The 24,242-nt window shown below is 67.3% G+C and carries 31 protein-coding genes; 6 read left to right on the forward strand and 25 right to left on the reverse strand.

Features of this window, described 5'->3' with window-relative positions; all coding sequences use genetic code 11:
- Positions 1-28: 28 nt before the first annotated feature.
- From ABIC35_RS12050 to ABIC35_RS12065, 4 genes are all read right to left on the reverse strand, one after another.
- Positions 29-535 (reverse strand): hypothetical protein, encoded by a 507-nt coding sequence (locus ABIC35_RS12050; protein ID WP_121072110.1) that lies wholly within the window; start codon positions 533-535, stop codon positions 29-31.
- A 63-nt stretch (positions 536-598) separates the two neighbouring features.
- Positions 599-1,027 carry a nucleoside deaminase gene (locus tag ABIC35_RS12055; RefSeq protein WP_121072112.1) on the reverse strand — a complete coding sequence of 143 codons (429 nt, stop codon included), beginning with the start codon at positions 1,025-1,027 and terminating at the stop codon, positions 599-601.
- Between the two features lie 64 nt (positions 1,028-1,091).
- Positions 1,092-1,274 (reverse strand): YqaE/Pmp3 family membrane protein, encoded by a 183-nt coding sequence (locus ABIC35_RS12060; RefSeq protein ID WP_121072114.1) that lies wholly within the window; start codon positions 1,272-1,274, stop codon positions 1,092-1,094.
- Positions 1,271-1,522 carry a hypothetical protein gene (locus ABIC35_RS12065; RefSeq protein ID WP_121072116.1) on the reverse strand — a complete coding sequence of 84 codons (252 nt, stop codon included), beginning with the start codon at positions 1,520-1,522 and terminating at the stop codon, positions 1,271-1,273. The genes ABIC35_RS12060 and ABIC35_RS12065 overlap by 4 nt, the downstream gene beginning before the upstream one ends.
- Positions 1,523-1,669: 147 nt before the next feature.
- Between ABIC35_RS12065 and rpmB the strand changes: the two genes are divergently transcribed.
- Complete coding sequence (rpmB, locus tag ABIC35_RS12070) at positions 1,670-1,969, forward strand: 50S ribosomal protein L28 (protein ID WP_093296900.1); 300 nt, start codon at positions 1,670-1,672, stop codon at positions 1,967-1,969.
- Positions 1,970-2,051: 82 nt separating this feature from the next.
- Here the strand turns inward: rpmB and ABIC35_RS12075 are convergent, their stop codons facing one another.
- The 4 genes from ABIC35_RS12075 to ABIC35_RS12090 form a co-directional block, all read right to left on the reverse strand.
- Complete coding sequence (locus ABIC35_RS12075) at positions 2,052-3,047, reverse strand: esterase-like activity of phytase family protein (protein ID WP_121072118.1); 996 nt, start codon at positions 3,045-3,047, stop codon at positions 2,052-2,054.
- 196 nt (positions 3,048-3,243) lie between these two features.
- Entirely contained in the window at positions 3,244-3,966 is a 723-nt protein-coding gene (gene phbB, locus ABIC35_RS12080) for an acetoacetyl-CoA reductase (protein WP_121078933.1), read from the reverse strand.
- A 34-nt stretch (positions 3,967-4,000) separates the two neighbouring features.
- Complete coding sequence (hemH, locus tag ABIC35_RS12085) at positions 4,001-5,008, reverse strand: ferrochelatase (protein ID WP_121072120.1); 1,008 nt, start codon at positions 5,006-5,008, stop codon at positions 4,001-4,003.
- Positions 5,005-7,248 carry a xanthine dehydrogenase family protein molybdopterin-binding subunit gene (locus tag ABIC35_RS12090; protein WP_121072122.1) on the reverse strand — a complete coding sequence of 748 codons (2,244 nt, stop codon included), beginning with the start codon at positions 7,246-7,248 and terminating at the stop codon, positions 5,005-5,007. The genes hemH and ABIC35_RS12090 overlap by 4 nt, the downstream gene beginning before the upstream one ends.
- Positions 7,249-7,378: 130 nt before the next feature.
- Here ABIC35_RS12090 and lgt point away from each other — a divergent pair, with 130 nt between their 5' ends.
- From lgt to pgeF, 4 genes are read left to right on the forward strand one after another with little or no spacing between them, the layout of a single operon-like run.
- Complete coding sequence (gene lgt / locus ABIC35_RS12095) at positions 7,379-8,257, forward strand: prolipoprotein diacylglyceryl transferase (protein ID WP_121072124.1); 879 nt, start codon at positions 7,379-7,381, stop codon at positions 8,255-8,257.
- A 10-nt stretch (positions 8,258-8,267) separates the two neighbouring features.
- Complete coding sequence (locus ABIC35_RS12100; protein ID WP_183049251.1) at positions 8,268-9,362, forward strand: class I SAM-dependent methyltransferase; 1,095 nt, start codon at positions 8,268-8,270, stop codon at positions 9,360-9,362.
- Positions 9,359-9,862 (forward strand): GNAT family N-acetyltransferase, encoded by a 504-nt coding sequence (locus tag ABIC35_RS12105; protein WP_121072126.1) that lies wholly within the window; start codon positions 9,359-9,361, stop codon positions 9,860-9,862. The genes ABIC35_RS12100 and ABIC35_RS12105 overlap by 4 nt, the downstream gene beginning before the upstream one ends.
- Positions 9,859-10,626, forward strand: a complete 768-nt coding sequence (pgeF, locus tag ABIC35_RS12110) for a peptidoglycan editing factor PgeF (RefSeq protein WP_121072128.1) — start codon at positions 9,859-9,861, stop codon at positions 10,624-10,626. Before ABIC35_RS12105 ends, pgeF begins: the two co-directional genes overlap by 4 nt.
- A 3-nt stretch (positions 10,627-10,629) precedes the next feature.
- Here the strand turns inward: pgeF and ABIC35_RS12115 are convergent, their stop codons facing one another.
- From ABIC35_RS12115 to ABIC35_RS12140, 6 genes are all read right to left on the reverse strand, one after another.
- Complete coding sequence (locus ABIC35_RS12115) at positions 10,630-11,208, reverse strand: outer membrane beta-barrel protein (RefSeq protein ID WP_354278456.1); 579 nt, start codon at positions 11,206-11,208, stop codon at positions 10,630-10,632.
- An 87-nt stretch (positions 11,209-11,295) separates the two neighbouring features.
- Positions 11,296-12,207 (reverse strand): hemolysin family protein, encoded by a 912-nt coding sequence (locus tag ABIC35_RS12120; RefSeq protein WP_121072132.1) that lies wholly within the window; start codon positions 12,205-12,207, stop codon positions 11,296-11,298.
- An 8-nt stretch (positions 12,208-12,215) separates the two neighbouring features.
- Entirely contained in the window at positions 12,216-12,725 is a 510-nt protein-coding gene (gene ybeY, locus ABIC35_RS12125; protein ID WP_121072134.1) for an rRNA maturation RNase YbeY, read from the reverse strand.
- A complete protein-coding gene (locus ABIC35_RS12130; protein ID WP_121072136.1) occupies positions 12,725-13,117 on the reverse strand; it encodes a type II toxin-antitoxin system VapC family toxin in 393 nt (130 codons plus the stop codon). The genes ybeY and ABIC35_RS12130 overlap by 1 nt, the downstream gene beginning before the upstream one ends.
- Positions 13,114-13,362, reverse strand: coding sequence for a type II toxin-antitoxin system VapB family antitoxin (locus ABIC35_RS12135; RefSeq protein WP_121072138.1), 249 nt, complete (start codon positions 13,360-13,362; stop codon positions 13,114-13,116). The genes ABIC35_RS12130 and ABIC35_RS12135 overlap by 4 nt, the downstream gene beginning before the upstream one ends.
- A 50-nt stretch (positions 13,363-13,412) precedes the next feature.
- Entirely contained in the window at positions 13,413-14,420 is a 1,008-nt protein-coding gene (locus ABIC35_RS12140) for a PhoH family protein (RefSeq protein WP_121072140.1), read from the reverse strand.
- Between the two features lie 532 nt (positions 14,421-14,952).
- Between ABIC35_RS12140 and ABIC35_RS12145 the strand changes: the two genes are divergently transcribed.
- Entirely contained in the window at positions 14,953-15,558 is a 606-nt protein-coding gene (locus ABIC35_RS12145; protein WP_354278457.1) for a PEPxxWA-CTERM sorting domain-containing protein, read from the forward strand.
- Positions 15,559-15,595: 37 nt separating this feature from the next.
- On the opposite strand, the gene ABIC35_RS12150 is transcribed toward ABIC35_RS12145, so the two are convergent.
- The 11 genes from ABIC35_RS12150 to ABIC35_RS12200 form a co-directional block, all read right to left on the reverse strand.
- Positions 15,596-16,945: an alginate export family protein gene (locus ABIC35_RS12150; protein WP_121072142.1), complete on the reverse strand. Its 1,350-nt coding sequence runs from the start codon at positions 16,943-16,945 to the stop codon at positions 15,596-15,598.
- A gap of 53 nt (positions 16,946-16,998) precedes the next feature.
- Positions 16,999-18,309 (reverse strand): tRNA (N6-isopentenyl adenosine(37)-C2)-methylthiotransferase MiaB, encoded by a 1,311-nt coding sequence (gene miaB, locus ABIC35_RS12155; RefSeq protein ID WP_121072144.1) that lies wholly within the window; start codon positions 18,307-18,309, stop codon positions 16,999-17,001.
- Between the two features lie 106 nt (positions 18,310-18,415).
- Positions 18,416-19,309: a lysophospholipid acyltransferase family protein gene (locus ABIC35_RS12160; RefSeq protein WP_436286778.1), complete on the reverse strand. Its 894-nt coding sequence runs from the start codon at positions 19,307-19,309 to the stop codon at positions 18,416-18,418.
- The gene (locus ABIC35_RS12165) at positions 19,287-19,709 is read right to left on the reverse strand and encodes a Fur family transcriptional regulator (protein WP_066724328.1); all 423 of its coding nucleotides are present in this window, start codon (positions 19,707-19,709) and stop codon (positions 19,287-19,289) included. Before ABIC35_RS12165 ends, ABIC35_RS12160 begins: the two co-directional genes overlap by 23 nt.
- Positions 19,710-19,844: 135 nt before the next feature.
- Positions 19,845-20,261 (reverse strand): MucR family transcriptional regulator, encoded by a 417-nt coding sequence (locus ABIC35_RS12170; protein WP_064310290.1) that lies wholly within the window; start codon positions 20,259-20,261, stop codon positions 19,845-19,847.
- A gap of 110 nt (positions 20,262-20,371) precedes the next feature.
- Positions 20,372-20,848 (reverse strand): ribosomal protein S18-alanine N-acetyltransferase, encoded by a 477-nt coding sequence (gene rimI / locus ABIC35_RS12175; protein ID WP_121072146.1) that lies wholly within the window; start codon positions 20,846-20,848, stop codon positions 20,372-20,374.
- Entirely contained in the window at positions 20,845-21,486 is a 642-nt protein-coding gene (tsaB, locus tag ABIC35_RS12180) for a tRNA (adenosine(37)-N6)-threonylcarbamoyltransferase complex dimerization subunit type 1 TsaB (RefSeq protein ID WP_121072148.1), read from the reverse strand. Before tsaB ends, rimI begins: the two co-directional genes overlap by 4 nt.
- Before the next feature lie 32 nt (positions 21,487-21,518).
- Complete coding sequence (locus ABIC35_RS12185) at positions 21,519-22,112, reverse strand: malonic semialdehyde reductase (RefSeq protein ID WP_121072150.1); 594 nt, start codon at positions 22,110-22,112, stop codon at positions 21,519-21,521.
- Between the two features lie 46 nt (positions 22,113-22,158).
- The gene (locus ABIC35_RS12190; protein WP_121072152.1) at positions 22,159-22,734 is read right to left on the reverse strand and encodes a NifU family protein; all 576 of its coding nucleotides are present in this window, start codon (positions 22,732-22,734) and stop codon (positions 22,159-22,161) included.
- A gap of 78 nt (positions 22,735-22,812) precedes the next feature.
- Positions 22,813-23,784: an oxygen-dependent tRNA uridine(34) hydroxylase TrhO gene (gene trhO, locus ABIC35_RS12195; protein WP_121072154.1), complete on the reverse strand. Its 972-nt coding sequence runs from the start codon at positions 23,782-23,784 to the stop codon at positions 22,813-22,815.
- Positions 23,785-23,812: 28 nt separating this feature from the next.
- Entirely contained in the window at positions 23,813-24,172 is a 360-nt protein-coding gene (locus ABIC35_RS12200; protein ID WP_121072156.1) for a HesB/IscA family protein, read from the reverse strand.
- Positions 24,173-24,242 lie beyond the last annotated feature (70 nt).

Below are 24,242 nucleotides of genomic sequence, written 5' to 3' on the forward strand. Positions count from 1 at the left end.
TCACAACCTTTTGCAGAGCGAAGGCCAATTAGAGCTTCTGTGTCGCCAGGACGGCGGGGTTGCTGGCCAACCCGTGCAGATAGGCGTGCCGCGCCGGAGAGCCGATCTTGAGCGACTGCACATAGCGCTGCTGCTCGGGGGTGAGCTGGAACTGGGTATAGCCGCGCGCCCGCAGGCAGCTGGAAACGGTGTCTTCCAGCAGCGTCCGCACTTCCTTGATGCGCTGCGCGGGCCGAGTGCGCTCGACGATTCGGCTCGAATCGTTCGCGATCTGGATCGTCCGATCAAGACTGCCGCCCATCGACATGCTGGCTTCGTTATTCTCCAGCTGGGACGACGCCTGCTTGAACACCTTCGCCGCCTCGGTGTTCGACACGTCGAGATAATAGCCCTGGCGCCCGCAGGCGACGGCATCGGCACGATAGGCCTCCAGCGTGACGCCGGGTTTGCCCCAGCTCAGCATCGGCCGCTCCTTGGCGAACGATGCGGCAGGCAACAGCAGCAGGATTCCGGCAAGGCAACGCAGCGGCGGCATCGGCACCTCTCCCGTTTTTCGCGAGGATACACCCTTTCCCGCCGCCCAGCCAGCGGCAGCGGTTCAGCGCCGGGCGCGGAAAAAGTCGCGCAGCACCGCGCCCGCTTCGGCCTCGCCGATACCGGGATAGACCTCCGGGCGATGATGGCAGGTGGGCTGGCCGAACAGGCGCGGGCCATGTTCGACCGCGCCGCCCTTGGGATCGTTCGCGCCGTAATAGAGCCGGGCGATTCGGGCATGGGCGATGGCACCGGCGCACATTGCGCAGGGCTCGAGCGTGACCCACAGGTCGCAATCCTCCAGCCGATCACGGCCGAGCAGCGCCGCCGCCGCGCGAATCGCCAGCATCTCGGCATGGGCCGTGGGGTCATGGAGCGCGCGCGGGGCGTTGGCGGCGGTTGCGATCACCTCGCCCTGCCGCACAATCGCTGCACCAACCGGCACCTCGCCATGCTCGGCGGCAGCCTGGGCGGCGGCGAGCGCGGCACGCATGGGAGGGGGTAAGGGAAACATCGCGCCCGGCTTAGCCGCCGCGCGCCGCGCGGTCACGCCCTGCTCAGGCGGCGGCAGGCTGCGGCCGGCGGAACAGCCGCCACACCGCGTAACCCGCCCCCGGCAGGAAGCCGAGCAAGGTCAGCCCGCAGGCGATCTGGAAGGGGCGCCCAGCACCCTCTTCCAGATAGACGCCGAACGGCGGCAGCAACGCCGCCGCCGCGATTCGACTTGCTGCCGGCGTCACTTTGCCGGCGTAGCCGTCGGCTCCGGCGCCTTCTGCACGTCGAGGGTCGGCAGCTTCACCTGCTTGTCCTTCATCTCGACGGTGGGCACGCGCACCGTGCTGTTCGATTCGCCGACCGAGACCTTGCCCGTTTCGGCAGCCACCGTCGGCAGCTTGCCGCCGCGCACGTCGACATTGAGAAAGCCCAGCGCGATCAGCACGACGGCGACCAGTACCAGAATTCCCAGCAACCCCAGGATTGCGCGCATCCCAATCTCCTCCTATCGTTTCACCTGCCCAACGCCCCGGTGGCGAGCAGGTTGCGCGCATTCCGCCGTGAATCGGTTGACTGCGACGCGCATCGACGCTAACAGCGCGGCCTTTCCGGCTTACCGCCCAACTCAGGATTTGAAGCGATGTCGCGCATTTGCGAGCTGACCGGCAAGGGCCGGCAGGTGGGACACAATGTTTCCCACGCCAACAACAAGACCAAGCGCACCTTTCTGCCCAACCTGCAGAACGTGACGCTGATCTCGGATTCGCTCGGCAAGAGCATCCGTCTCCGCGTCTCGACGCACGGCCTGCGTTCGGTCGAGCATGTCGGCGGCCTGGACAACTGGCTCCTGAAGAGCAGCGACGACGATCTGTCGCTCCGCGCCCGTCGCCTGAAGCGCGAAGTGCGCAAGGCGACCGCCGGCACCGCCGAAGCGGCCTGATCTCTCTTCAGATCAACGGTTTGGCCCGCTACTGCACGGCAGTGGCGGGTTTTTCCGTGTCCGGCGTTCGGAATCCCGGAGCCTAGAGATCCAGCCGGAACTTGAGCAGCAGCGTCTGCTGCCACCATTGCTCATTGTCGTCCGAGACCATCCACAGCACCAGCGAATCGTTCTCGCGCTTTACCGCCAACCCCTCGAAATTGTCGTGCTGGAAGGGCGGCGAGAAATCGGCGAGCTCGGTGCCGTGCAGCACCTGGCCGGCCCTGACGCCTCGGATATCGACCAGTTCGATCTTTACGGTGAACAGCGAACGCGCCGCAAATCGCCGCACCAGCACTAGCAGGCGACCGTCTGGCAGCAGCGCCGCATCGCTCGGATCATAGCCCGCGGGCGGTATATAGGCGAAGTGGATCGGCTGCCGATCGCCCACGGTGGGATCGTCGGGAAACAGCAGAACCTCGCGCTGCTCGACGGGGCCTCCGCGCAGCCGCGCCGTCTCGCCGATCACCAGAAATTGCCCGTCGGCGAGTCGCACCATCGATTCGGCACCGCCGTTGCGCGGCCAGCGCTGCATCGCCTCGGGATAGGCCTGCCCCAAAGTGCGCCGAAGATCGCGATCGAATCGGAAGATCGCATTTTGCGACTCGAAGCCGACCCAGAATTCGCCGGTCACCGGATCGCGTGTCAGCGATTCGGAATCCCGGTCGCCTTTGAAGGCGCTGCTCCCCGGCCCGCCCGGCACTTCCGCGAATCGCACCTGCGCCGGCTTCCAGTCCGCGCCCATGCGGAACTGGACCAGATTCCCCCGATCGCTGAGCAAGGTGAATTGATCGCCGACGACGCTGAGCGCGGAGAAGCCGGAAAAGCCGAGATCCGGGCTGGTGAGCCGCACCCCTCCTAGATATCGCATCCGGCCCACCGTCTCTCGCCCGGGATCGCCGGGTACGAGCGGGACGCGTGTGGCGTGCATCACCGGATCGCTGCCAATCGGCGTCCGCAATTCCTTGCCAGATGCAGTCAGGAAAAGAATCGAGAGCGCCATCGGCGGATAAGCGAGAAAACGGAGCCGGAAGCGCATCCGCCTCTCTTAGCGGCTACCGTGTCGCCCGCCAGTGCTGCAGGTGCGAAGATGAACGGGAAATAACCAAGTCGTTCAGCGTTCGCTCAAGGGAACCGCTCTAACCAGAACGGGTTGTACGCGTACAGTTGCTCTCGCGTAGCGTATCGAGAGACGTTGGGGGTCGGATCCGCAAGGATCCGGCCCCCTTGTTCGTTCAGTACATGTGCTGTCCGCCGTTCATCGACAGCGTCGATCCGGTGACGAAAGCGGCATCGTCCGAACAGAGGAATGCCACGCCGCGCGCGATCTCGTGCGCCTGGCCAAGACGGCCGACGGGAATCTTGGCGACGATCTTCTCCAGCACGTCCGCAGGCACCGCGGCGACCATGTCGGTATCGATATAGCCCGGCGCGATCGCGTTGACGGTCACGCCGAATCGCGCACCTTCCTGTGCCAGCGCCTTGGTGAAGCCGTGGATGCCGGACTTGGCGGCGGCATAGTTCACCTGGCCGTACTGGCCGGCCTGCCCGTTGATCGAGCCGATGTTGACGATCCGGCCCCACTTCCGGCTGCGCATGCCCGGAAACACCGCGTGCGCCATGTTGAAGCATCCGCCCAGGTTGATGCGGATCACGTCTTCCCACATTTCGCGGGTCATCTTCAGGATGGTGCCGTCGCGGGTGATGCCGGCATTGTTGACGACGATGTCGACCGGGCCGAGTTCGGCTTCCACCTGCTGCACGCCGGCTGCGCAGGCGTCGAAATCGCCCACGTCCCACTTGTACGCCTTGATCCCCGTTCGCTCGGTGAAGGCGGCGGCCTTCTCGTCGTTACCGGCATAATTGGCGGCGACGGTGACCCCGGCCTCCTTGAGCGCCAGGCTGATCGCCTCGCCGATACCGCGGGTGCCGCCAGTGACGACCGCTACACGTGCCATGTACATTCCTCTCCAAATCAAACCCAAGAAATGGCTAGGCGGGGTCCACCCAGCCGGCAAGTTCGCGCCCGATGATCTGTCGCAGCAACCCCATGCCCGCCGCACTGTCGTTAAGACAAGGTAAATATGCGAAGTCGCTGCCACCGGATTGGAGGAACGCCTCGCGGCCGCGGATCGCCAGTTCCTCCAGCGTTTCCAGACAGTCGGCGGAGAAACCTGGCGCGACGATCGCGATACGGCGGATGCCTTTGGCGGGCAGCGCTTCGAGTGTCGTGTCGGTCGCCGGCTCCAGCCATTTGGCCCGGCCGAAGCGCGACTGGAAGGTGACGATCAGCTCGCGCCCGAGTGCCTCGCCGAGCAGCCGCCCGGTCTTGCGGCAATGGCAATGATAGGGGTCGCCCAGCTCCAGCGTCCGCTGCGGCATGCCGTGGAAGCTGGCGATCACCGCATCGGGGGTGAAGTCGAGCCCGGCCAGCCCTTCCTCGACGCTGGTCTTCAGCGCCGCGATATAGGCCGGGTCGTCATAATAAGGCGGCAGCGTGCGCAGCGCCGGCTGCCAGCGCATCGCCATCAGCGCGGCGAAGGCGACGTCGTTGGCGGTGGCGGTCGTCGCCGCGCAATATTGCGGGTAGAGCGGCGCCACCAAGATGCGCTCGCAGCCCTGCGCCTTGAGCGCGGCGACCTGCTCGCCCACCGACGGCTTGCCGTAGCGCATCGCGTGCAGCACCGTCACGCCCGGCCCGAACGCGCCCTCCAGCCCGCGCGCCTGCGCCTTGGTGATCGCGGCGAGTGGCGAGCCGTCCTCGCGCCATACCTGGCCATACGCATGCGCGGACTTTTTCGGCCGGGTGCGCAGAATGATGCCCCGCAGGATCGGCTGCCAGAGAAGCGGCGGGATCTCGACCACGCGGCGATCCGACAGGAATTCGCCCAGATAGCGCTTCACCGCGCCGGGATCGGGCGCATCGGGGGTACCGAGATTGACCAGCAGCACGCCGATACGGGCGGGCGGGATCTTCGGATGGTCGGCAGGCAAGGTCATTCGGCATCCGATAGAAGGGGCAGGCGACGGAATCGCGTGCCGGTGGCGGTTTGCAACGCGTTAGCGATGGCGGGCGCGGTCGGCGGCACGGCGAGCTCACTCACCCCGCCCGGGTCCGATCCGCTGGGCACGATCTCCACGGTAATGTCCGGCGTGTTTGCCAGCATCGGGAGGTTGAGATCGGCCAGAGTCTGCACGTCGGCGATGTTCTCGCTAAACGTCGTCGGCGCGCCCAGGGCGGCGGCTAGGCCGAACAACAGCCCGCCCTCGATCTGCTGGCGGACGAGATCGGGGTTCACCACCCGCCCGCAATCGACCGCCGCGACCAGCCGCTCGACGACGATCTCGCGCTGCGGCGTCAGATGTGCCTCGGCCATTACCGCGATGTAGGAGCCGCAAAAGGCATGCGCCGCGATGCCCTGGCCGCTGCCCGGCTCGCCACCCTGCCAGCCGCCGAGCTGCGCCGCGGTCTGCAGGCAGCGGGCAAGCCGCGGCTGGTTGCCGAGCATCGCCATGCGGAACGACAGCGGATCGCGATTGGCGACATGCGCCAGCTCGTCGACGAAGCTCTCGGTGAAGAAACAGGTGTAGCTGTGGGCGCCCGATCGCCAATAGCCGGTCGGCACGCCGATCTCGGCCGGGTGGTGGTCCACCGCGAGGTTCGGAATCGCATAGGCAGCCGCCGCGCCTTCGACCGCGGAAGGGTCTTCCTTGCCCGGCAGCGCCAGCCCGGCCGCCGCGACAGTGTCACCGGCGAGCAGCCGCGCCGCCAGCTCGCGGCCCGTCGACGGCACGGCGATCTTGGCGAGCCAGGCGGAGATGGTGCCGCCCTGCCCCAGCTTGGCGGTGAGCCGTGCTGCGGCAGCCGGGCGGAAGCGATCGCGCCGCAAATCCTCGTCGCGCGGCCAGGTCAGCTGCACCGGGCGCTGCACGGCGTGCGAAATCAGCGCCGCCTGTACCGCCGCATCGACCTCCAGCTTCTCGCCGAACGATCCGCCGCCGAGCATCGCATGCAGCGTCACCCGCGCCGGATCGATGCCCAGCGCCTTGGCCGCGGCGGCGCGGGCGAGGCCCGGCGCTTGGGTCGGTAGCCACAGCGACAGCCGGCCATGCGCATAGTCCGCGGTGCAGGTCATCGGCTCAAGCGGCGCGTGCGGGGCGAGGCCGACGCGATAGTCCGCCGTCACCACCCGCGCGCCGCGGAACTCGGCGGCCAGATCGCCCTTGGCCTCGATCCGCGCGCCCTCGCCGTCCAGCGCGGCATCGAGCGCGGCGTCGATACTGTCGTCGTTGACCACCGTCGCCGGGTTGCGGAAGCGCGGTCGCAACGCCTGGAGCGCGCGCTCGGCCGCCCACCAGTTGCTCGCCACCGTCGCCACCCATTGCTTGGTGGTGACGATCGAGAGCATGCCGCGCACGCGGTTCGCCGCCTCGCGATCGACATGCACGAGTTCGGTCTCGCCCACCGGCCCCTGGCGGATCGCGGCGAACACCATGTTGGGCAGCCGCACATCGGCGGCGAAGTTGGCGCTGCCGTCGAGCTTGGCCGGCGCATCGAGCCGCGGCAGCGGCTGGCCGAGCAGGCGTCCGGCCTCGCCGCCGCGCAAGGGAAGCTGCGTCGGTGCCTTTTCCTGCGCCGCCGCCTCCGCTAGCGCGCCGAAGCCCAGCCGCTGGTTGCCATGGATCACCATGCTGCCGGCGGTGCCACAGGCCTGCCAGTCGACACCCCAGCGCCGCGCCGCCGCCTTGCACAGCAGCACCCGCGCCGCGGCGCCCGCCTGGCGCAGATCCTCCTCGAAGGCGCGGACCGAGGTGGAGGCGGCGGTGAGCATCAGGTCGGCGCGCGCGGCATGGCTGCGCTGCACCTTTTCGGGCAGGCCGCCCAGCGCGGCGGCGAACAGTGTCTGCGCCGCCAGCGGATTGGCGTAGAGCGGGTTGAGCGGCGCGGGCTCGACGCCGACCAGCTTCCAGTCCGCGCCCAGTTCGTCGGCGAGGATCTGCGGGAGTGCGGTGTAGACGCCCTGCCCCATTTCCGCCTGCGGCACCGCGACCCGAACTTGCCCGTCCTTGCCGATCTTGAGCCAGGCACCGAACAGGCTTTCGCCCGGGCCCGCGCTGAGGTTTGGCGCATAGCTGCGCGGCCACAGTCCCCAGGCGACCACCAGACCCAGTCCCGCGCCGCCACCGATCAACAGCCTGCGCCGATCGAGCCTGATGCGGGGTGGAGATTTGCCAGCCATTCCCCGGCTCTATCGCGCGCCGCGCGCCCACGCCAGCATGGGCTTTCGATCAGCCTGATCGCTCCCCCTTGGGTTTGCGGCGTTTTGGCTCTATCGCGGGGCAAAGTCGCTTCTCACGCCGGGGATAACCGTGCTGCCCACCCTGCTTGCCGCTGCCGGCGGACATCTGCATTTCACCGATCTCCACCTCGATCCGGTGGCGATCAATCTGGGGTTCTTCCAGATCAAATGGTATTCGCTGGCCTATATCACCGGCATCCTGCTCGGCTGGGTGTATCTGATGAAGCTGCTGGCCCAGCCCGGCGCGCCGATGGCCCGGCGCCATGCCGATGACTTGGTGTTCTACGCGACGCTCGGCATCATCCTCGGCGGCCGCATCGGCTATGTGCTGTTCTACGCGCCGGAGATGCTCCAGAACCCGCTGCAGATCCTCATGCTGTGGGAAGGCGGCATGAGCTTCCATGGCGGGGTGATCGGCACCTCGCTGGCGATCCTCTATCTCTCCTGGCAGAACAAGCTCAACTGGCTGCGCGTGCACGACTATGTGGTATGCTGCGCGCCCCTCGGGCTGTTCTTCGGCCGCCTCGCCAATTTCGTGAACGGGGAGCTGTGGGGCAAGCCGGGCGACGTGCCTTGGGCGATCATCTTCCGCGGCACCGTGTCGGCGGGCATCCCCGAGCCGGCGCGCCATCCCAGCCAGCTCTACGAAGCGGGGCTGGAAGGCCTGTTGCTGTTCGCGGTGCTGTGGTTCTTCTTCTGGCGAACCGATGCGCGCTACCAGCCGGGCAAGCTCGCCGGCATCTTCCTGCTCGGCTACGGCCTCTGCCGCTTCTTCGTCGAGTTCTTCCGCGAGCCCGATCGCCAGCTGGTCTGGCTGGTCGATCTCACCGGGCTGCACATGGGCCAGTGGCTGTGCCTGCCGATGATCGCGGGCGGCCTGTTCCTGATCGCCACCGCGCCGGGCCGCCGCAAGCGGATCGAGGCGATCACCGGGCCGAGCGTCGCCTGACGTCGCCGCCATGACCAACCCCCTCGAAGCCCAGCCCGACGAACGCCGCGACAACGCCGCCGAACCCGCGCTCCCCGAGCGGCTGGCGCGGGCGATCACGCTCGCCGGCCCGATCCCGCTCTCGCAATTCATGGGCGCGGCCAACGCACATTATTACGCGACCCGCGATCCGCTGGGCGCGCGCGGCGACTTCACGACGGCGCCCGAGATCAGCCAGATGTTCGGCGAACTGATCGGGCTGTGGCTGGCGGACCTGTGGGATCGCGCCGGCCGGCCCGAAGCCGCGCGCTATGTCGAGTTCGGCCCCGGCCGCGGCACGCTGGCGAGCGATGCGCTGCGGGCGATGGGCAAGGCAGGGTTCGCGCCGCCGGTCGACTTTCTCGAGACCAGCCCGGTGCTGCGCGCCGCGCAGAAGGAACGCGTGCCGCACGCCGAATGGCATCTCGACCTGGTCGGTCTGCCCGAGGACGCGCCGCTGCTGGTCGTCGCCAACGAATTTTTCGACGCACTGCCGATCCGCCAGCTGGTCCATACCGCCCAGGGCTGGCGCGAGCGGCTGGTCGCCTGCCAGGACACGCTGTTCCTGCCGGTGACCGGCGATCGCGGCTTCGATCCGGTGATCCCGCCCGCGCTGCGCGATGCCGCACCGGGTTCGATCCTGGAGACCTCTCCGGCGAGCGTCTCACTGCTCCGCGCGCTGGCCCAGCGGCTGCTCGTGCAGGGCGGCGCGGCGCTGATCCTCGACTATGGCTATGAGGGCCCCGCGATCGGTGACACGCTGCAGGCGGTGCGCGGCCACGCCTTCGCCAATCCGTTCGACGCGCCGGGCGAAGCGGACCTGACGGCGCATGTCGATTTCGGCACGCTCAAGGAAGCCGCCGAGGCCGAGGGACTGACCGTCCACGGCCCGGTGACCCAGGGCGATTTCCTCAAGGCGCTCGGCATCGACGAGCGCGCGCGGGCATTGGCCCGGACCGCGCCCGAACGCGGCGACGCGATTGCGGCCGATCGCAATCGGCTGGTGGGAGACGATCAGATGGGTTCGCTGTTCAAGGTGCTCGCGATCACCGCGCCGGGCTGGCCGGTCCCGGCGGGGTTCGCATGACCTTCCGCGACGCCACCCCCGTCGATGCTACCGCGATCGACGCAGTGTTCCGGGAGAGCTTCCAGGCGACCTTCGCACACCTCTATGCGTCGGAGGACCTCGCGACCTTTCTCGCCCAGTTTACGGTCGAGGGCTGGGCGGAGGAGATCGCCGATCCCGCCTTCGCCTTCCGCGTAATCGAGGATGCGGAGGGCATCGCCGGCTATTGCAAGCTCGGGCCGATCAGCCTGCCCGCCACCCCCGAGGGTCCGGCGATCGAGCTGCGCCAGCTCTATCTGCTCGATCGCGCCAAGGGCAGCGGCGCGGCGCAGGCGCTGATGGACTGGGCGCTCGCCACCGCCCGCGCGCGGGGTGCGGCCGAGCTTTGGCTCTCCGTCTATATCGACAACCACCGCGCCAAGCGCTTCTACCAGCGCTACGGCTTCGAGGATCGGGGGCCCTATGCCTTCATGGTGGGCAACCATGCCGACGAGGATCGGCTGATGCGGCTCGCGCTGTGAGCGAGGTCGAAGTCACCCGCGCCCGCGCGCTGGACGGTATACCGCACGGCTTTCTCGGCCGGATCGGCGGCGTGTCGACGGGCGTGGTCGCCGGGCTGAATGTGGGCACCGGCTCCCAGGACGATCCCGCGGCGATTGCCGAGAACCGCTCTCGCGCGGTCGAGGCGGTGCTGCCGGGTGCACGACTGGTCACCGTCTATCAGGTCCATTCGGCCGATGCGGTGACGGTGATCGCGCCGTTCGATCAGGCGATGCGCCCCAAGGCCGACGCGCTGGTCACCAACCAGCCGGGGCTGGTGCTCGGCATCCTCACCGCCGATTGCGCGCCGGTGCTGTTTGCGGATCGCGAGGCGGGCGTGGTCGCGGCCGCGCATGCCGGGTGGAAGGGCGCGATCGGCGGCGTCACCGATTCGACGATCGCCGCGATGGAAGCGCTCGGCGCCCGCCGCGAGCGTATCGCCGCCGCGATCGGCCCCTGCATCGCCCGCGCGAGCTACGAGGTCGATGCCGGCTTCTTCCAGCGCTTCTGCGAGCAGGACCCGGCCAACGAACGCTTCTTCGCCGATGGCCGCCCCGAGCATTTCCAGTTCGACCTCGAGGCCTATGTCGTCCACCGGCTGGCGATGGCCGGGCTGCGGACGATCGAGGCGCTCGGCCTCGACACCTACGCCAATGAGGACCGCTTCTTCAGCTTCCGCCGCGCCACGCATCGTGGCGAGCCCGATTACGGCCGGCAGATCAGCCTGATCGGGCTTCCGGCCTAGGCATCAAAAGCGGATTGGCACCCCCAGCATCAACTGGTGGCTGCTATTGTCGACATGGGTATAGTCGAGGCGCAACCCGGCGTGGTCCGTCACGCGCCATTCCGCGCCCGCACCCACGACGAAGCTGCTACTCCAGCCATGCGCGTCCTGCACCCCGGCATTGCCGGTCAGGCGGTAGCGATTGCCGCCATAGCCACCCTTGCCATAGAGCAGCAGCCTGGGTGTCGCGACGAAGCCCAGCCGTCCGGTAACCCGATAGCCGACGCGCGGCGACTGGCCGTACCGGTAGTCGTCGCGGATCACCGCCTCGGGCGAGCCGCCGCCGACGGTGCCCTCCACTTCCCCGCCGATCCGCCAGCGCGGGGCGATAGCGAGGTCGTAGCCGGCAAAGCCACCCCCGCCAAAGCCGGTGTCGCGATAGTAGCGGCTGGAATAGGGCCGATCGTTCACCGTTACGTCGAGATAGAAATGGTGCTCGATCACCCCGGCTTCGACGCCGGCATAGGTCCCGGAAAACGGTGCTTGCTGCGCATGGGCAGTCGCCGCGCCGAACAGCGCGACGGCAGTTGCTATCAATCGCAAGATGATGTCCTCCCCCTCAGAGAACTTTAAGCTAATGCGATCAATATAAACACGCCCTGAACGAAACGAAGTTCGTTCGCAGGACGACTACGCCGCGTCTTCCACCCGCAGTTCGGGCGGATGCAGCCGCAGGCGGTTCACCTTGCGCTCGTCGGCATCGATGACTTCGAGCTTCCAGCCGCTTTCGTGCTCCAGGCACTCGCCGACTTCGGGCACATGCCCCGCGAGTACGAACGCGAGGCCGCCGATTGTGTCGACATCCTCTTCCACTTCGCCCAGCCGCGAGTCGACCGTTTCCGCCACGTCCTCCAACTCGGCGCGCGCATCGGCTTCCCAGCCGCCGCCGTCGATCGGCACGATCAGCGCGGCGGGTGCCTCGTCATGCTCGTCCTCGATCTCGCCGACGATCTCCTCGATCAGGTCCTCAATGGTGATCAGCCCCTCGGTGCCTGAATATTCGTCGAGCACCACGGCGAGGTGCGTGCGCTTCACCCGCATCTGCGCGAGCAGGTCGAGCGCGCCCATCGATTGCGGCACGTAGAGCGGCTGGCGGATCAGCGCGGCGATGCTCGACGGGTGCGCCTCGCCCTTGGCGAGGATCTCGAACACGTCCTTGATGTGGACCATGCCGATGATCGTATCGAGCTCCTCGCGATAGACCGGCAGGCGGCTATGGCCTGCCTCGGCGAAGAGCTGGACGAGATCGGCGAAGCTGGTCTGTTCTTCCACGGCGATGATATCCGCGCGGGGCACGCCGACATCACCGGCATCGCGCTCGCCGAAATGCAGCAGGTTCTTGAGCATCTGGCGCTCGATCGGGGCAAGGTCGCCGGCCGGCGGGGTGCCGCCGTCGCTCTCATGCTCGTCGATGGCTTCTTCCAGCCGCTCGCGCAGCGTTTCTTCCTGTTCCTCGCCGAACAGGAGTGCGCGCAGACTGCGCCAGATGCCCCCATTTTCGTGTCGGTGTTCGGGCGAGCCGGTACTAGGGCCCTCGTTCATGTTGGTGGTCAGTCCTCGCGTACGGGATAGGGATCGTGCAGGTTCAGCGCCGCCATGGCGGCCTGTTCCATCGCCTCCATGGCTTCCGCCTCGCCATCCTCGATATGGTCATAGCCTAGCAGATGCAGCATGCCATGGACAATCAGATGCGTGGCATGGTCTTCCACGGAAATGCCGCGCTCCTCGGCTTCCACCGAACAGACGCCGTGCGCAAGCACGATATCGCCCAGCAATACTTCGCCATCATCGCTGTTCTGGGTGACGGCATCGAGCAGATCGGGCTGGATCATCGGGAAGGACAGCACATTGGTCGGCTTGTCCTTCTGCCGATACTGGCGGTTCAGCGTGTGGACTTCATCGTCGCTGGTGAAGCGCACCGCGACTTCCACTGCGGTGGGCCAGCCCTTCCATTCGGCATAGGGCGTTTGCGCGATCGCTGCCTCGGCCGCGCGCAGGGCAAGCGCTTCCCACTCGCCTTCCGGCCAGGGCGTTTCGAGGAGGGCGGCAACGTCAAGCATCAGGCGAGGTCCGTCTGGACAAAGTCATTTCCCTTGTAGAGCAAGCGGGCATTGTTCGCGGTCGCACACGCATAGGCGAAGCAATCCCCCATATTGAGCGCAGCCGGGTGCACGCCCTTGCCGTAGACCGCATAACTCCGCAGGGCCAGATCGGCTTCCCGCTCGCCAATAGCGACCATGCGAATGCGGAGCTCGTCCGCAAAAGCAAAGGCGCGCTGCGTCGCCTCCGGTAGCGATAGCCGATAGGATTTGTGCAGCCCGACAATGGTTTCCCAGCGCGCGACCGGTGACCAGATCGCGTCTTCGTCAAGCAGACGCATCAGCATCGTTTCTCTCTCGGGCTCACCGCCCAAGATCGCGATGGCCGCAGAAGCGTCAACGAACAGGGTCACAGATCGCCGGAAAGCGAATCAAAGAACGCCTTGTCGGCAGGCCTCTCCCGCGGCGCGGGCAACGGGAAACGCGCGTCAAAACGCGCAAGCCATTCATGGGCGCGCGCAGCCTTGTCATCGTCGCTGCGCGCTTCCAGCGCCTCCACCGCACGACGAACCGCCTCAGTTTTCGACAAACCAAGACGGCTGGCAAGCCGACTTACCCGCTCGTTCGTCTCGCTGTCCTTGATGTAGAGCGATGCCACGCCGCGCCTCCGAAGGGATATCCCGAATGTAGGACGGGATATCCCAGCCTTCAACCTTCGCCCTCATAGGCCGCGACGATGCGGCCGACGATCGGGTGGCGAACCACATCGCCCACGCCGAAGCGCACCATCGAGATGCCCTCGACCCCCTCCAGTCGGTTGACCGCGTCGTTCAGCCCCGAAGCATTGGGGCCGCCGGGCAAGTCGGTCTGGTTGGGATCGCCGCAGATCACCATGCGGCTATTCTGGCCGAAGCGGGTGAGGAACATCTTCATCTGCATCGGCGTGGTGTTCTGCGCTTCGTCGAGAATCACGAAGGCGTCGGCCAGCGTACGGCCGCGCATGAACGCGATCGGTGCGATCTCGATCTCACCGCTGGCGATGCGCCGCTCCACCTGCTCGGCAGGCAGGCAGTCGTAGAGCGCGTCGTAGATCGGGCGGAGATAGGGATCGACCTTCTCCTTCATGTCGCCCGGCAGGAAGCCCAGCCGCTCGCCCGCTTCCACCGCGGGGCGCGACAGGATCAGCCGCTGGACGCTGCCGGTAATCAGCTGCGCGACCGCCTGCGCCACCGCCAGATAGGTCTTGCCGGTCCCCGCCGGGCCGAGCGCGAAGATCAGGTCGTTCGAGGCGAGCTCGCGCATGTAATGCGTCTGCGTCACCGAGCGCGGCACGATCGTCTTCTTGCGCGTGCGGATCATGATCGACGGCTTAGGGCCGCTATTGCCGGTCGGCTCGGCGCGGACGATGCCGGTGAACATCGGTTCGGTCGACATGGCGATCACCGCATCGATCAGCCCGCCGTCCACTTCCTCGCCGCGGATCACCCGGCTGTGCAGTTCCTGGAGCACTTCGCGGGCATGGGCCACGGCTTCGGTGCCGCCTTCGATCACCACCCGCTGGCCGCGGGCGTGGATGTACACGCCCAGCCGCTCCTCGAGCATCAGCAGGTTGGAATCGAACTCTCCGAAGAGCTGCGGCAGGAGCTGGGGCTTGTCGAAGGTCACCTCTACCCGGGAACGTTCGCCGGACTGGGCTGGGACAGGCTTGCGGCTCATGCGGTCCTTTCGATGTTGGCGCGGGGCGCGGGGATCACGCGGCCCCGAAGGGGCAAACCTTGGCATCGTGCGGAGGTTCCTTGGCGCATGTCGGGAAACAAGATGGCAGACGCGGGCGCGGCTGCACAGGGGGCAGATCGCGTCCCCCGCGTTATCGCGCAGGTGTGTGACGCGGGTGCGACACCGCGCATCGTCCGCGCCCGCGCGGCCCAATTGCCCCGCACGTGCCGAAACGGGATCAGCGCGCGCCATCGCCGGCTTGGAAGCGCGCTGGCGAGCGGCTAATCGCGCCGTCACACACCAGTAACAATCTAGGTCCGCGATGAAGTATCTGCTTCGGGGCGCGTTCGCATGCGCGCTTTTGTTGTACGCCGGTTCGGCGCTGGCAGTCCCGCCGAGCGTGCCGCTCGAATCGGGACAGCGCTGAGACGCAATCCCGCGAGAGTGAGACGAATTCCCGCAACGCCGCGGTCGAGCCCGAACCGCACGATCGCTAGAAGATCCCTAACATTCGTTGCGAAGGAAAAGAACAATGAAGTCCGCATTCGTTGCCATTGCCGCTGCCCTGCTCGCCACCACCGGCGTAGCGCAGGCTGCGCCGATCCTCGACACCGGCGCCGGCACCACGAGCGTCTCGAGCGCGATGTCGATCACCAATACGCGCAGCCTCGCAGGCTATTTCAGCCTCGACAAGGCCGTTACCGTCGACGGCATCTATGGCTGGATCGGCGGCGACGAAGGCGCGCGCCTCACCGCCAACATCTACAGCGAGATCGATTTTGTGCCGGCGAATCTGCTGTACTCGGTAGACTTCGTGAACCGCGGCAGCGTCGACTGGCAGGGCGCCGATTCGCTGAAGTGGACCCTGGGCGCAGGCTCCTATTTCGTCGTCTTCTCGGCAACCGACGAGTCGAAGAGCTACATGCCCGGCGGCGCGTCGAACCCGCTGGTCGCCTATCTCCACGGCAGCGAAGGCAATTGGCGCCGCCTGCGCGAGCAGAATCTCGGCATCCGCCTCACCGGCACCACCGGCGGCGCGGTGCCCGAGCCGGCCGCCTGGGCGATGCTGATCGGCGGCTTCGGCCTTGCCGGCGGCGCGATCCGCACCCGCCGCAAGCGCCCCGCAGCGCTGGCCTGAGACCCCGATCGGGCCGGGACCGCGACGCCGGTCCCCGCTAGAGGGCGATCATCAGATTGAGCGCGCCGTATTTCGTCCAGCGCCCCGGCGGGGCGTTCGGCGCATCGCGCAGGAAGCGGCCCTTGGCGAGCAGCACGGCATCGGCCTCCAGCCGCACTGCCTTGCTCAGCCGGTAGCGCACCCGCCCGTCGAGCTGGTGTCCGGCAAAGTCGCCGGAGCGCCCGATCGCATCGCGCACGCCGGTGCTGGAGAAACTGTCGGTGCGCGCCGCCAGCCACATCGGTCGGTAGCTCAGCATCAACTCGGTCCGCGCATCGGGCGCCGCCTCGGCCTGAAGCGACGGCGCGACGACATTGCTGCGCGCGATAGCGTTGTAGAGCCCTGCCGGCGCCAGATCGGCGCGGCGCATGCCGAACAGCGTGTCGAAGCGACCATAGCGCCCGCCGGGTGCGTCGCCGCTCGCATAGTCGAACTCGGCCATCAGGCGCGGTTTCCAATCGCCCTTCCAGCTATAGCCGACCCGCCCATGGACGAACCACGCCCGCACCGATTGGCGCGCGGCACCCGCCACCAGGCTCACCGATTGCGAGCCGGTCTGGCCGATCGCCTCGACTTCATAGTCGAGTCCGGCCGGCGCTGGATCGCGCACGATGCGGATGGCGGCGGTGTCTAGGGATCGATCCCGCGTTGGGCGACCGGGGGTGTCGTGCTCCCCGAGGTGGAAGTAACTCGTCTCGACCAGCGCCTGGCCGATGGTGCGCGCGCGACTGATCAGCCCGCCCCAGAGCACCAGCGCCGAGCCCTCGCGATCAATCGCCGGCGCGTTCGACAGCAGCGAATCGAGATCGTCGGGCCGCCGGCGCTGCGGCATGGTGTAGATCGCGGTCGCCGCCCAGCGCCCGCTGCTCCAGTCGGCCCGCACGCCGGTATAGCCGTTGGTGGTGTTGCGATAATCGTCGGCCGCGACCAGCCGCCGAGAGCCCAGGTTGAGCATGAAGCGCCCGGCCTGCAGCTTTAGCTTCGATCCGCGCCCCAGAGCCGCGCCGAGATCGAGCTGCACATAGGCCTGCACCGGCTCCAGCGTGTTGACCTCGCCCGTCGTCACCGGCGAACCGCGGTTGCCGTTATAGATGCGACTGTCCCACAATTCGCCGACGACGCTCACCGGGCCGTGCTGGTAGCGCGCGAGCAGCGTCGTACGGAAATTGACGAGCTGGTCGCTCTCGTTGAAGCCGGCCCGCGCCTGCCCGTCGATCGCCTCGTAGCGGACGCGCTCGCTGGCAGCGAAGGTCAGGCCTTCGCTGGAGGGCGGCAGCATGCCCTGCGCGTTGGCGGCACGTGCCGCCCCGCATGCCAGCATCGCGAACGCCCCCACGCGCCTGAACATTCTGATTCCCCCGGATCCGAGACAGCACCCCTAGGCCAGATCGGCGCGGCGGGTCATCCCGAAACCGTGAGCAGCTCCCGCCCGGCCAGCGAATTGGGGCCGGCGCTGACCAGTTCGACCTCGATCAGGTCGCCGATCCTGGCGTTCGTCTCCAAGTGCACCGACTGCAGCCAGGGCGACTTGCCGATCAGCTGGCCGGGACGGCGCCCCACCCGTTCGATCAACACCGCGCAGCGCTTGCCCACACTGGCCTCGTTGAACGCCTGCGAATGGCGGCCGAGCGCCGCCTGAAGCCGCTGGAGCCGCTCGTCGGCCACCGCCTCCGGCAGATACTGGTCGACCAGATCAGCCGCCGGGGTGCCCGGGCGCGGCGAATATTTGAAGCTGAAGCACTGGGCGTAGCCCACCGCATCGACCAGCTGCAGCGTTTCCTCGAACTCGGCCTCGGTCTCGCCGGGGAAAGCGACGATGAAGTCGCCCGACAGCGCGATGTCCGGCCGCGCGGCCCGAACGCGCTCGATGATGCGGAGATAGGAATCGCGCGTGTGGCTGCGGTTCATCGCCTTGAGGATGCGGTCGCTGCCCGCCTGCACGGGCAGGTGCAGGAACGGCATCAGCTTGGGCACCGAGGCATGCGCCTCGATCAGCCCTTCGGCCATGTCGTTCGGATGGCTGGTGGTATAGCGAATCCGTGCCAGCCCCTCGATCCGGTCGAGCGCCACGATAAGATCGTGCAGCCCTCGGCCGTCGTCATCGCCCCAAGCGTTGACGTTCTGGCCGAGCAGCGTGATCTCGCGCGCGCCAGCATCGACCAGCGCCTTGGCCTCATCGACGATCGACGCGTAGGGCCGGCTCACTTCGGCGCCACGGGTATAGGGCACCACGCAATAGGTGCAGAACTTGTCGCACCCCTCCTGCACGGTGAGGAACGCGCTTGCGCCCACCTTGCGGCGGGTGGGCAGCTTGCCGAACTTGCTGGCGATCGGCATGTCGGTGTCGAGGCCGAGCTCGCCCTTGGCGGCCTTGTCCACCAGCGCCGGGAGGTTGTGATAGGCCTGCGGGCCGACCACCACGTCCACCTTGGCGCGGCGGGCGATCTCCTCGCCCTCGGCCTGCGCGACGCAGCCGGCGACCGCAATCATCGGCTTGCCCGCCTCGCGCAGCTTGAGCCGGCCGATCTCCGAATAGACCTTTTCGGTCGCCCTTTCGCGGATGTGACAGGTGTTGAGGACGACGAGGTCGGCCTGGTCGGCTTCCGCGGCGACGAGGCCCTGGGCGGCCATCAGCTCGCCCATGCGCTCGCCGTCATAGACGTTCATCTGGCAGCCGTACGACTTGACGTGATAGGTCTTGGGGGTGGTCATGATCGGCGCGCCTATACGCGGGAAAGGCGGCGAAAAACAGGCCTTGCCCGCGTTTGCGAAAGGACCGCGCTACCACCGTCATCCCGGCTTTCGGCGGGATGACGGCTTATGAGGACGGCGCAGACGCACCCTGCACCGGCGCCTTGTAGCCGATCGGATCGTCGGCGAAGCGGAACGGCCGCAGCGGATGCCCGAGCGTGCGGACCATCGCTTGCTCGATCCGCCGCCGGCTCTCTGCCGCGATCGCCTTGCGGCCGGGGAAGTCGCGCGGGTCGAACGGTTCGAGGAAATGCACCCGCAGCCGGAAGCGCTGCTTGCGCGCCAGCACGCGCTTGGCGTTGTTGAGGCCGCGCTCCTGCCCGATCCAGGCGATGTCCTCGCCCGCCGCGCCGTAATCGAGCATCACCGGCTGCACCATCACCCCCGGCGGCGGCGGCTCCAGCACGCGCAGCATCGGCGTCTTGAACGGCAGCAGCGACTTGCCGTCGGTCGTCGTGCCCTCGGGGAAGATGGTGACCGCCCAGGTCTCGGCCAGCGCCTCGCGCAGCTGGTTGATCTGCTCGGCGACACCCATACGGTTCTCGCGCTTCACGTACACGGTGCGGTTGAGGCTCGCGAGCCAGCCGACCAGCGGCGAGGCGCCGATCTCCGCCTTGGCGACGAACGCCGTGCCGCTCGCCCCGCCGAGCGCGAGGATGTCGATCCAGCTGAGATGGTTGGAGACGTAGAACACGTCGCGTTTCAGCGGCGTGCCGACACGCTTCACCTTGGCGCCGGCGATCCGCGCCGCGCTCGCCAGGAACAGCCGCGGCCAAGGGGAGGGCAGCCGCACCAGTCGAAACAGATAGTGGAGCGGCACGTGCACCAGCAGCGCCAGCGCCAACCGCGCGATGCGGAACCACAGGCGCACCTGCTCCGCCCCGGTCAGCCGGGTCGACAGTCCCTGGGTCGCTTCCTCGCGGCGGCGCCGGGCGCGCTCAGTTCTTGCGCTCGAGCGCAACCCCGTAGAGTTCCATGCGGTGGTCGACGAGACGGAAGCCGAGGCGCTCGGCAATCTGCTTCTGCAGCAGCTCCAGCTCGGGATCGACGAACTCGATCACCTTGCCGCTCTCGACGTCGATCAGGTGATCGTGATGCGCCTCGGGCGCCGGCTCGTAGCGCGCGCGACCGTCGCCGAAGTCATGACGGTCGAGAATGCCGGCCTCTTCGAACAGCCGCACCGTGCGATAGACGGTGGCGATCGAGATGCCGGGATCGATCGCGGCAGCGCGCTCATAGACCTTTTCCACATCGGGATGGTCGTCGGCGTCGGAAAGCACGCGCGCGATCACCTTGCGCTGTTCGGTGATGCGCAGGCCCTTTTCGTGGCAGAGCGCTTCGAGATCAATCTTGCGAACCATGACACCGCTGTAGCGCCATTGACGTCATCGGAAAAGGGCAAGCGGCTCGCTCATGCTGATCGAGCAGATGCGAAAACGCCGGCCGCGGACGGGGTCCGGGCCGGCGCTTCAAGCCTTGTCCTTGGGGACGTTGGCTCAGCGGGTCTTGCGACGCTTGGTGCCGAGGCCGATCTTCTTCGCCAGGCTGCGGCGCTGCTCGGCATAGTTGGGGGCGACCATCGGATAGTCGGCCGGCAGGTTCCACTTGGCGCGATACTGTTCCGGGGTCATCTGATAGTGGGTCATCAGGTGACGCTTCAGCATCTTCAGCTTCTTACCGTCTTCGAGGCAGACGATATAGTCGGGCTTCACCGAAGCGCGCACCGAAACCGCCGGCTCCTGCTTCACTTCCGGCTCCGGCTGCACGGTGCCTAGACCGGTGAGCGCGCCGTGCACGTTCTGGATGAGCTGCGGCAGGTCCGACACGGCGACGCTGTTGTTGCTGACATGCGCAGCGACAATATCGGCGGTCAGCGCGATCAGGGTTTCCTGAATTTCAGATGAAGCTTCCATGATATTCCTTTCGACCCGTTCATGGCGACTATTCTGGATGTCGCCTGCAGCGTCCTATCGTGCGAAGCTTCGTGATTGGCAAGAGATCAACGTCGCAATGGTTGTAATTTTTACGCTAGCGGACGTGCCAAAGTGAGAGCATCGAGAGCCAGACCGCTAGTACCGCGATAATAGCCGCGTCGTTCGCCGATCTTCTCGAAACCCTCACGGTGATAGAGGTGGATCGCTTCATTGCCTGCGCGGACTTCGAGATGGAGCTTGGTCGCACCGCGATTGCGCGACTCCGCGATCACCGCGCGCAACAACGCTCCACCCACGCCAAGTCCCCGCGCCCCGGGACTGGTCGCCAGCAACAACAGTTCGGCCTCGTCGAGCATCGCCCGCGCCATCGCGAAGCCGACGTCGCGCCCCCCGATGCTCGCGACGACGAGCCACACGCCCGAAAGCGCCATCATCCCCACGCATTGCGACTGGGTCCAGGCCTCGCCGAATTCGGGATCGAAGGCCGACTGCATGATCCGGTTGACCGAGATCAGGTCGTGCACCCCTCCCTCCCGCAGTTCGATCGCGTGCGGCGCGGCGCTCATGCGAGGCCCCGCTCGGCGAGCGTCTTGGCATCGGGACCGCGGCCATAGAGCGGGCGCGGCGGCAGCGTGGCGAAGTCGGGCGGCAGCAGCACCGCGTCCGCCGCACGGGGCAGTACCTCGCGCAGGTCCAGCCCGTCGGCCAGCGCAGCGAGACGACGGATCCCGCTGCCGAACGCTGGGCGGCCGTCGAGCGCGGCGAACGCGGCCTCGGGCTGCAGCGAGGCGAGCGGCGCGGTGTCGATCAGCGGTGTCGCGAAATGCTGTACGAATACTTCGCCGTGGCCGCCTTCGAGCACCACCGACAGCCGGTCCAGCGCGGGATCGCCGGCGAACCCGGCGGCGGCGATCAGGGCGAGCGAGGAATAGCCGTGCACCGGCACGCCCCAGCCGATTGCGAGGCCCCGCGCGGCGGCGAGCCCCACGCGCACCCCGGTGAAGCTGCCGGGACCGACATCGACCAGGATCGCATCGGCGCGGCCGCCGCCGGGCAGTTCGCCGATCATCGGGATCAGCCGCTCGGCATGGCCGCGGCCGACCAGTTCGTGCCGCTCGGCAAGAACGACACCATCCGCCAGCAAGGCCACCGAACAGGCGGCAGTGGCGGTTTCGATCACGAGCAGTCGCGGGGCTTCAGCCATCGCCCCGCGCTAGCCAAAGAATTGGGTGCAGGTCAAATCACCCGGTTGAACTTGTCGAACGCCGGACGCGGCAGTCGCGCATGGACGCTCGACGGATCGCCGACGCCCAGCGTCGAGATGAAGTTCGACTTCACGCCCGGCTGGTCGGCGAAGAAGGCTTCGTCGACCTTGGCATTGTCGAATCCCGACATCGGGCCGGTGTCGAAGCCCAGCGCGCGCGCGGCGATGATGAAATAGGCGCCCTGCAGCGACGAGTTGCGGAAGGCGTGCGGCTGGCGCGACTCTTCGGTCGGGAACCAGTTCTTTGCTTCCGGCGCATGCGGGAAGAATTCGGGCAGATATTCGGTGAAGTTCACGTCATAACCGATGATCACGCTGGCCGGCGCCTTGCGGATCTTCTCGGCATTGCTGCCGCTCGACAGGCTGGCGAGCTTGTCCTTGGCTTCCTGGCTCGTCACCCACACGAACCGCGCCGACTGCTGGTTCATCGACGTCGGACCCATCTTGAGCAGGTCGTAGATCGCCTCGATATCGGCATGGGTCACCGGCGTATCGGTGTAACCGTTGAAGCTCCGCGCAGTGCGGAAGATCGTATCGAGGGCGACGTCGTTCAGCGGCTGGCCCATGGCCTGCGGTCCTTTCGTGCTGGAGAGGCGGGAAGCGGGTGCGCGATCAGATCGCGCGCACCTCGGTGACTTCGGGGACGTAATACTTCAGCAGTTGCTCAATGCCGTTCTTCAGCGTCGCGGTGGACGAAGGGCAGCCCGAGCAGGCGCCCTGCATCTGGAGGAACACCTTGCCCTCGTTGAACCCGCGATAGACGATGTCGCCGCCGTCATTGGCGACCGCAGGGCGGATGCGCGTGTCGATCAGCTCGCGGATCTGCGCGACGATGTCGGCGTCCTCGGGGTTGTCGCCGAAATCGGCGCTCTCCGGCGGTACGCTGAAGCCGGCTGCCGAGCCTTGCAGGAAGAGCGGCATGTTGGCCGAGAAATGATCGAGCAGGATGCCGAGCACGTCGGGCTTGAGGCTCAGCCACTCGACGCCCGGCGCGGCGGTCACCGAGATGAAGTCGCGGCCGAAGAACACGCCGGTAACGTCCCCCAGCGAGAACAGCGCGGTGGCGAGCGGCGAGGCCTCCGCCTCTTCGGGGCTCGCGAAGTCGCGGGTGCCCGCCTCCATCACGATCCTGCCGGGCAGGAACTTGAGCGTGGCGGGATTCGGTGTTGCTTCGGTCTCGATCAGCATGCCGCCCACATGGGCGCGTCCTTGCGCCGGATCAAGCGGCGCGCGGGAAACCCTGTGTTGCCGGCGCTGAAGTTCCGCTCAGGCGTCGGGGTCGGCGGGATAGACCTTGCCGACATGCGGCTCGCCGCGGGTCGCCGCCAGGCGCTCCTGGCGGTGGCGTTCACGGTAGCGTTCGCGGTCTTCGTCGGTACGCTCGTCATAGCAGGCGGCGCAGCTCACCCCCGCCTCATAGCGCGGCGAGCGGCGGTCGTCGGCGCTGACCGGGCGGCGGCAGGCATGGCAGAGTTTGTAACTACCGGGCGCCAGGCCGTGGCCCACCGTCACCCGCTGGTCGAACACGAAGCATTCGCCGTCCCACAGGCTCTGCGCCTCGGGCACCTTCTCCAGATAGTTGAGGATGCCGCCCTTGAGGTGGAACACATCCTCGATGCCCTCGGACTTGAGGAATGCGGTCGACTTTTCGCAGCGGATGCCGCCGGTGCAGAACATCGCGACCTTGGGCGGCGTCTCGCCCTTGCCCAGCAGGTCCTCGCGGTGCGCGCGGAACCAGTCTGGGAAGTCGCGGAAGCTCTTGGTGTGCGGGTCGATCGCGCCGCGGAAGGTACCGGCGGCAACCTCGTAATCGTTGCGCGTGTCGATCAGAATCGTGTTCGGATCGGCGATCAGGGCGTTCCAGTCCTCGGGCGCGACATAGGTGCCGACGCTGGCGAGCGGATCGATGTCCGGCTGGCCCATCGTCACGATCTCGCGCTTGAGGCGCACCTTCATCCGGTAAAAGGGCTGCTCGGCGGCGCGGGAATATTTCACATCGGCCTCAGCACAACCCGGCAGCGCACGGACGTGCGCGACGACAGCGGCGATGGCGTCGTCGCTGCCCGCGATCGTGCCGTTGATCCCCTCGCGGGCGAGCAGCAGCGTGCCCTTCACGCCCCGCGCGCAGCAGAGCTTGGCCAGCGGCCCCTGCAGCGCCGCCGGATCGTCGAATCGAGTGAATTGGTAGAGCGCCGCCACGCAGATCGGCAGCGCGGCAGTGTCCGCAGCTTCAGTCATTTCGGCGGATCTACTCCAGCCGGCGCAATTAGACCATGAAGCTTTCGCCGCAGCCGCAGGTGCCCTTGGCATTGGGGTTGGTGAACACGAAGCCGGCGGTGAAATCGTCCTCCACCCAGTCCATCGTCGAGCCGATCAGGTAGAGCACCGAGGCGCCGTCGACGAAGAAGGTGCCGCCGGGCGTCTCGATCTTTTCGTCCAGCGGCTTGGCCTCCGCGACATAATCCACCGAGTAAGCGAGCCCCGAGCAGCCGCGCCGTGGGGTGGAGAGCTTGACGCCGACCGTGCCTTCCGGCGCCTTCGCCATCAACGCGGCGATGCGCGCCTCGGCGGCGGGGGTGAGGAGCAGCGCGGCGGGGCGCTGGCGGGAAGTGGTCGCGGTGGTCATCGTCTGTCTTCTAACCTTCTTCCCCTCCCGCGTGCGGGAGGGGACCGAGGGGTGGGCGCCCGCTCTCCGC

Source organism: Sphingomonas trueperi (assembly GCF_040545965.1).
GTDB lineage: Bacteria > Pseudomonadota > Alphaproteobacteria > Sphingomonadales > Sphingomonadaceae > Sphingomonas > Sphingomonas trueperi_C.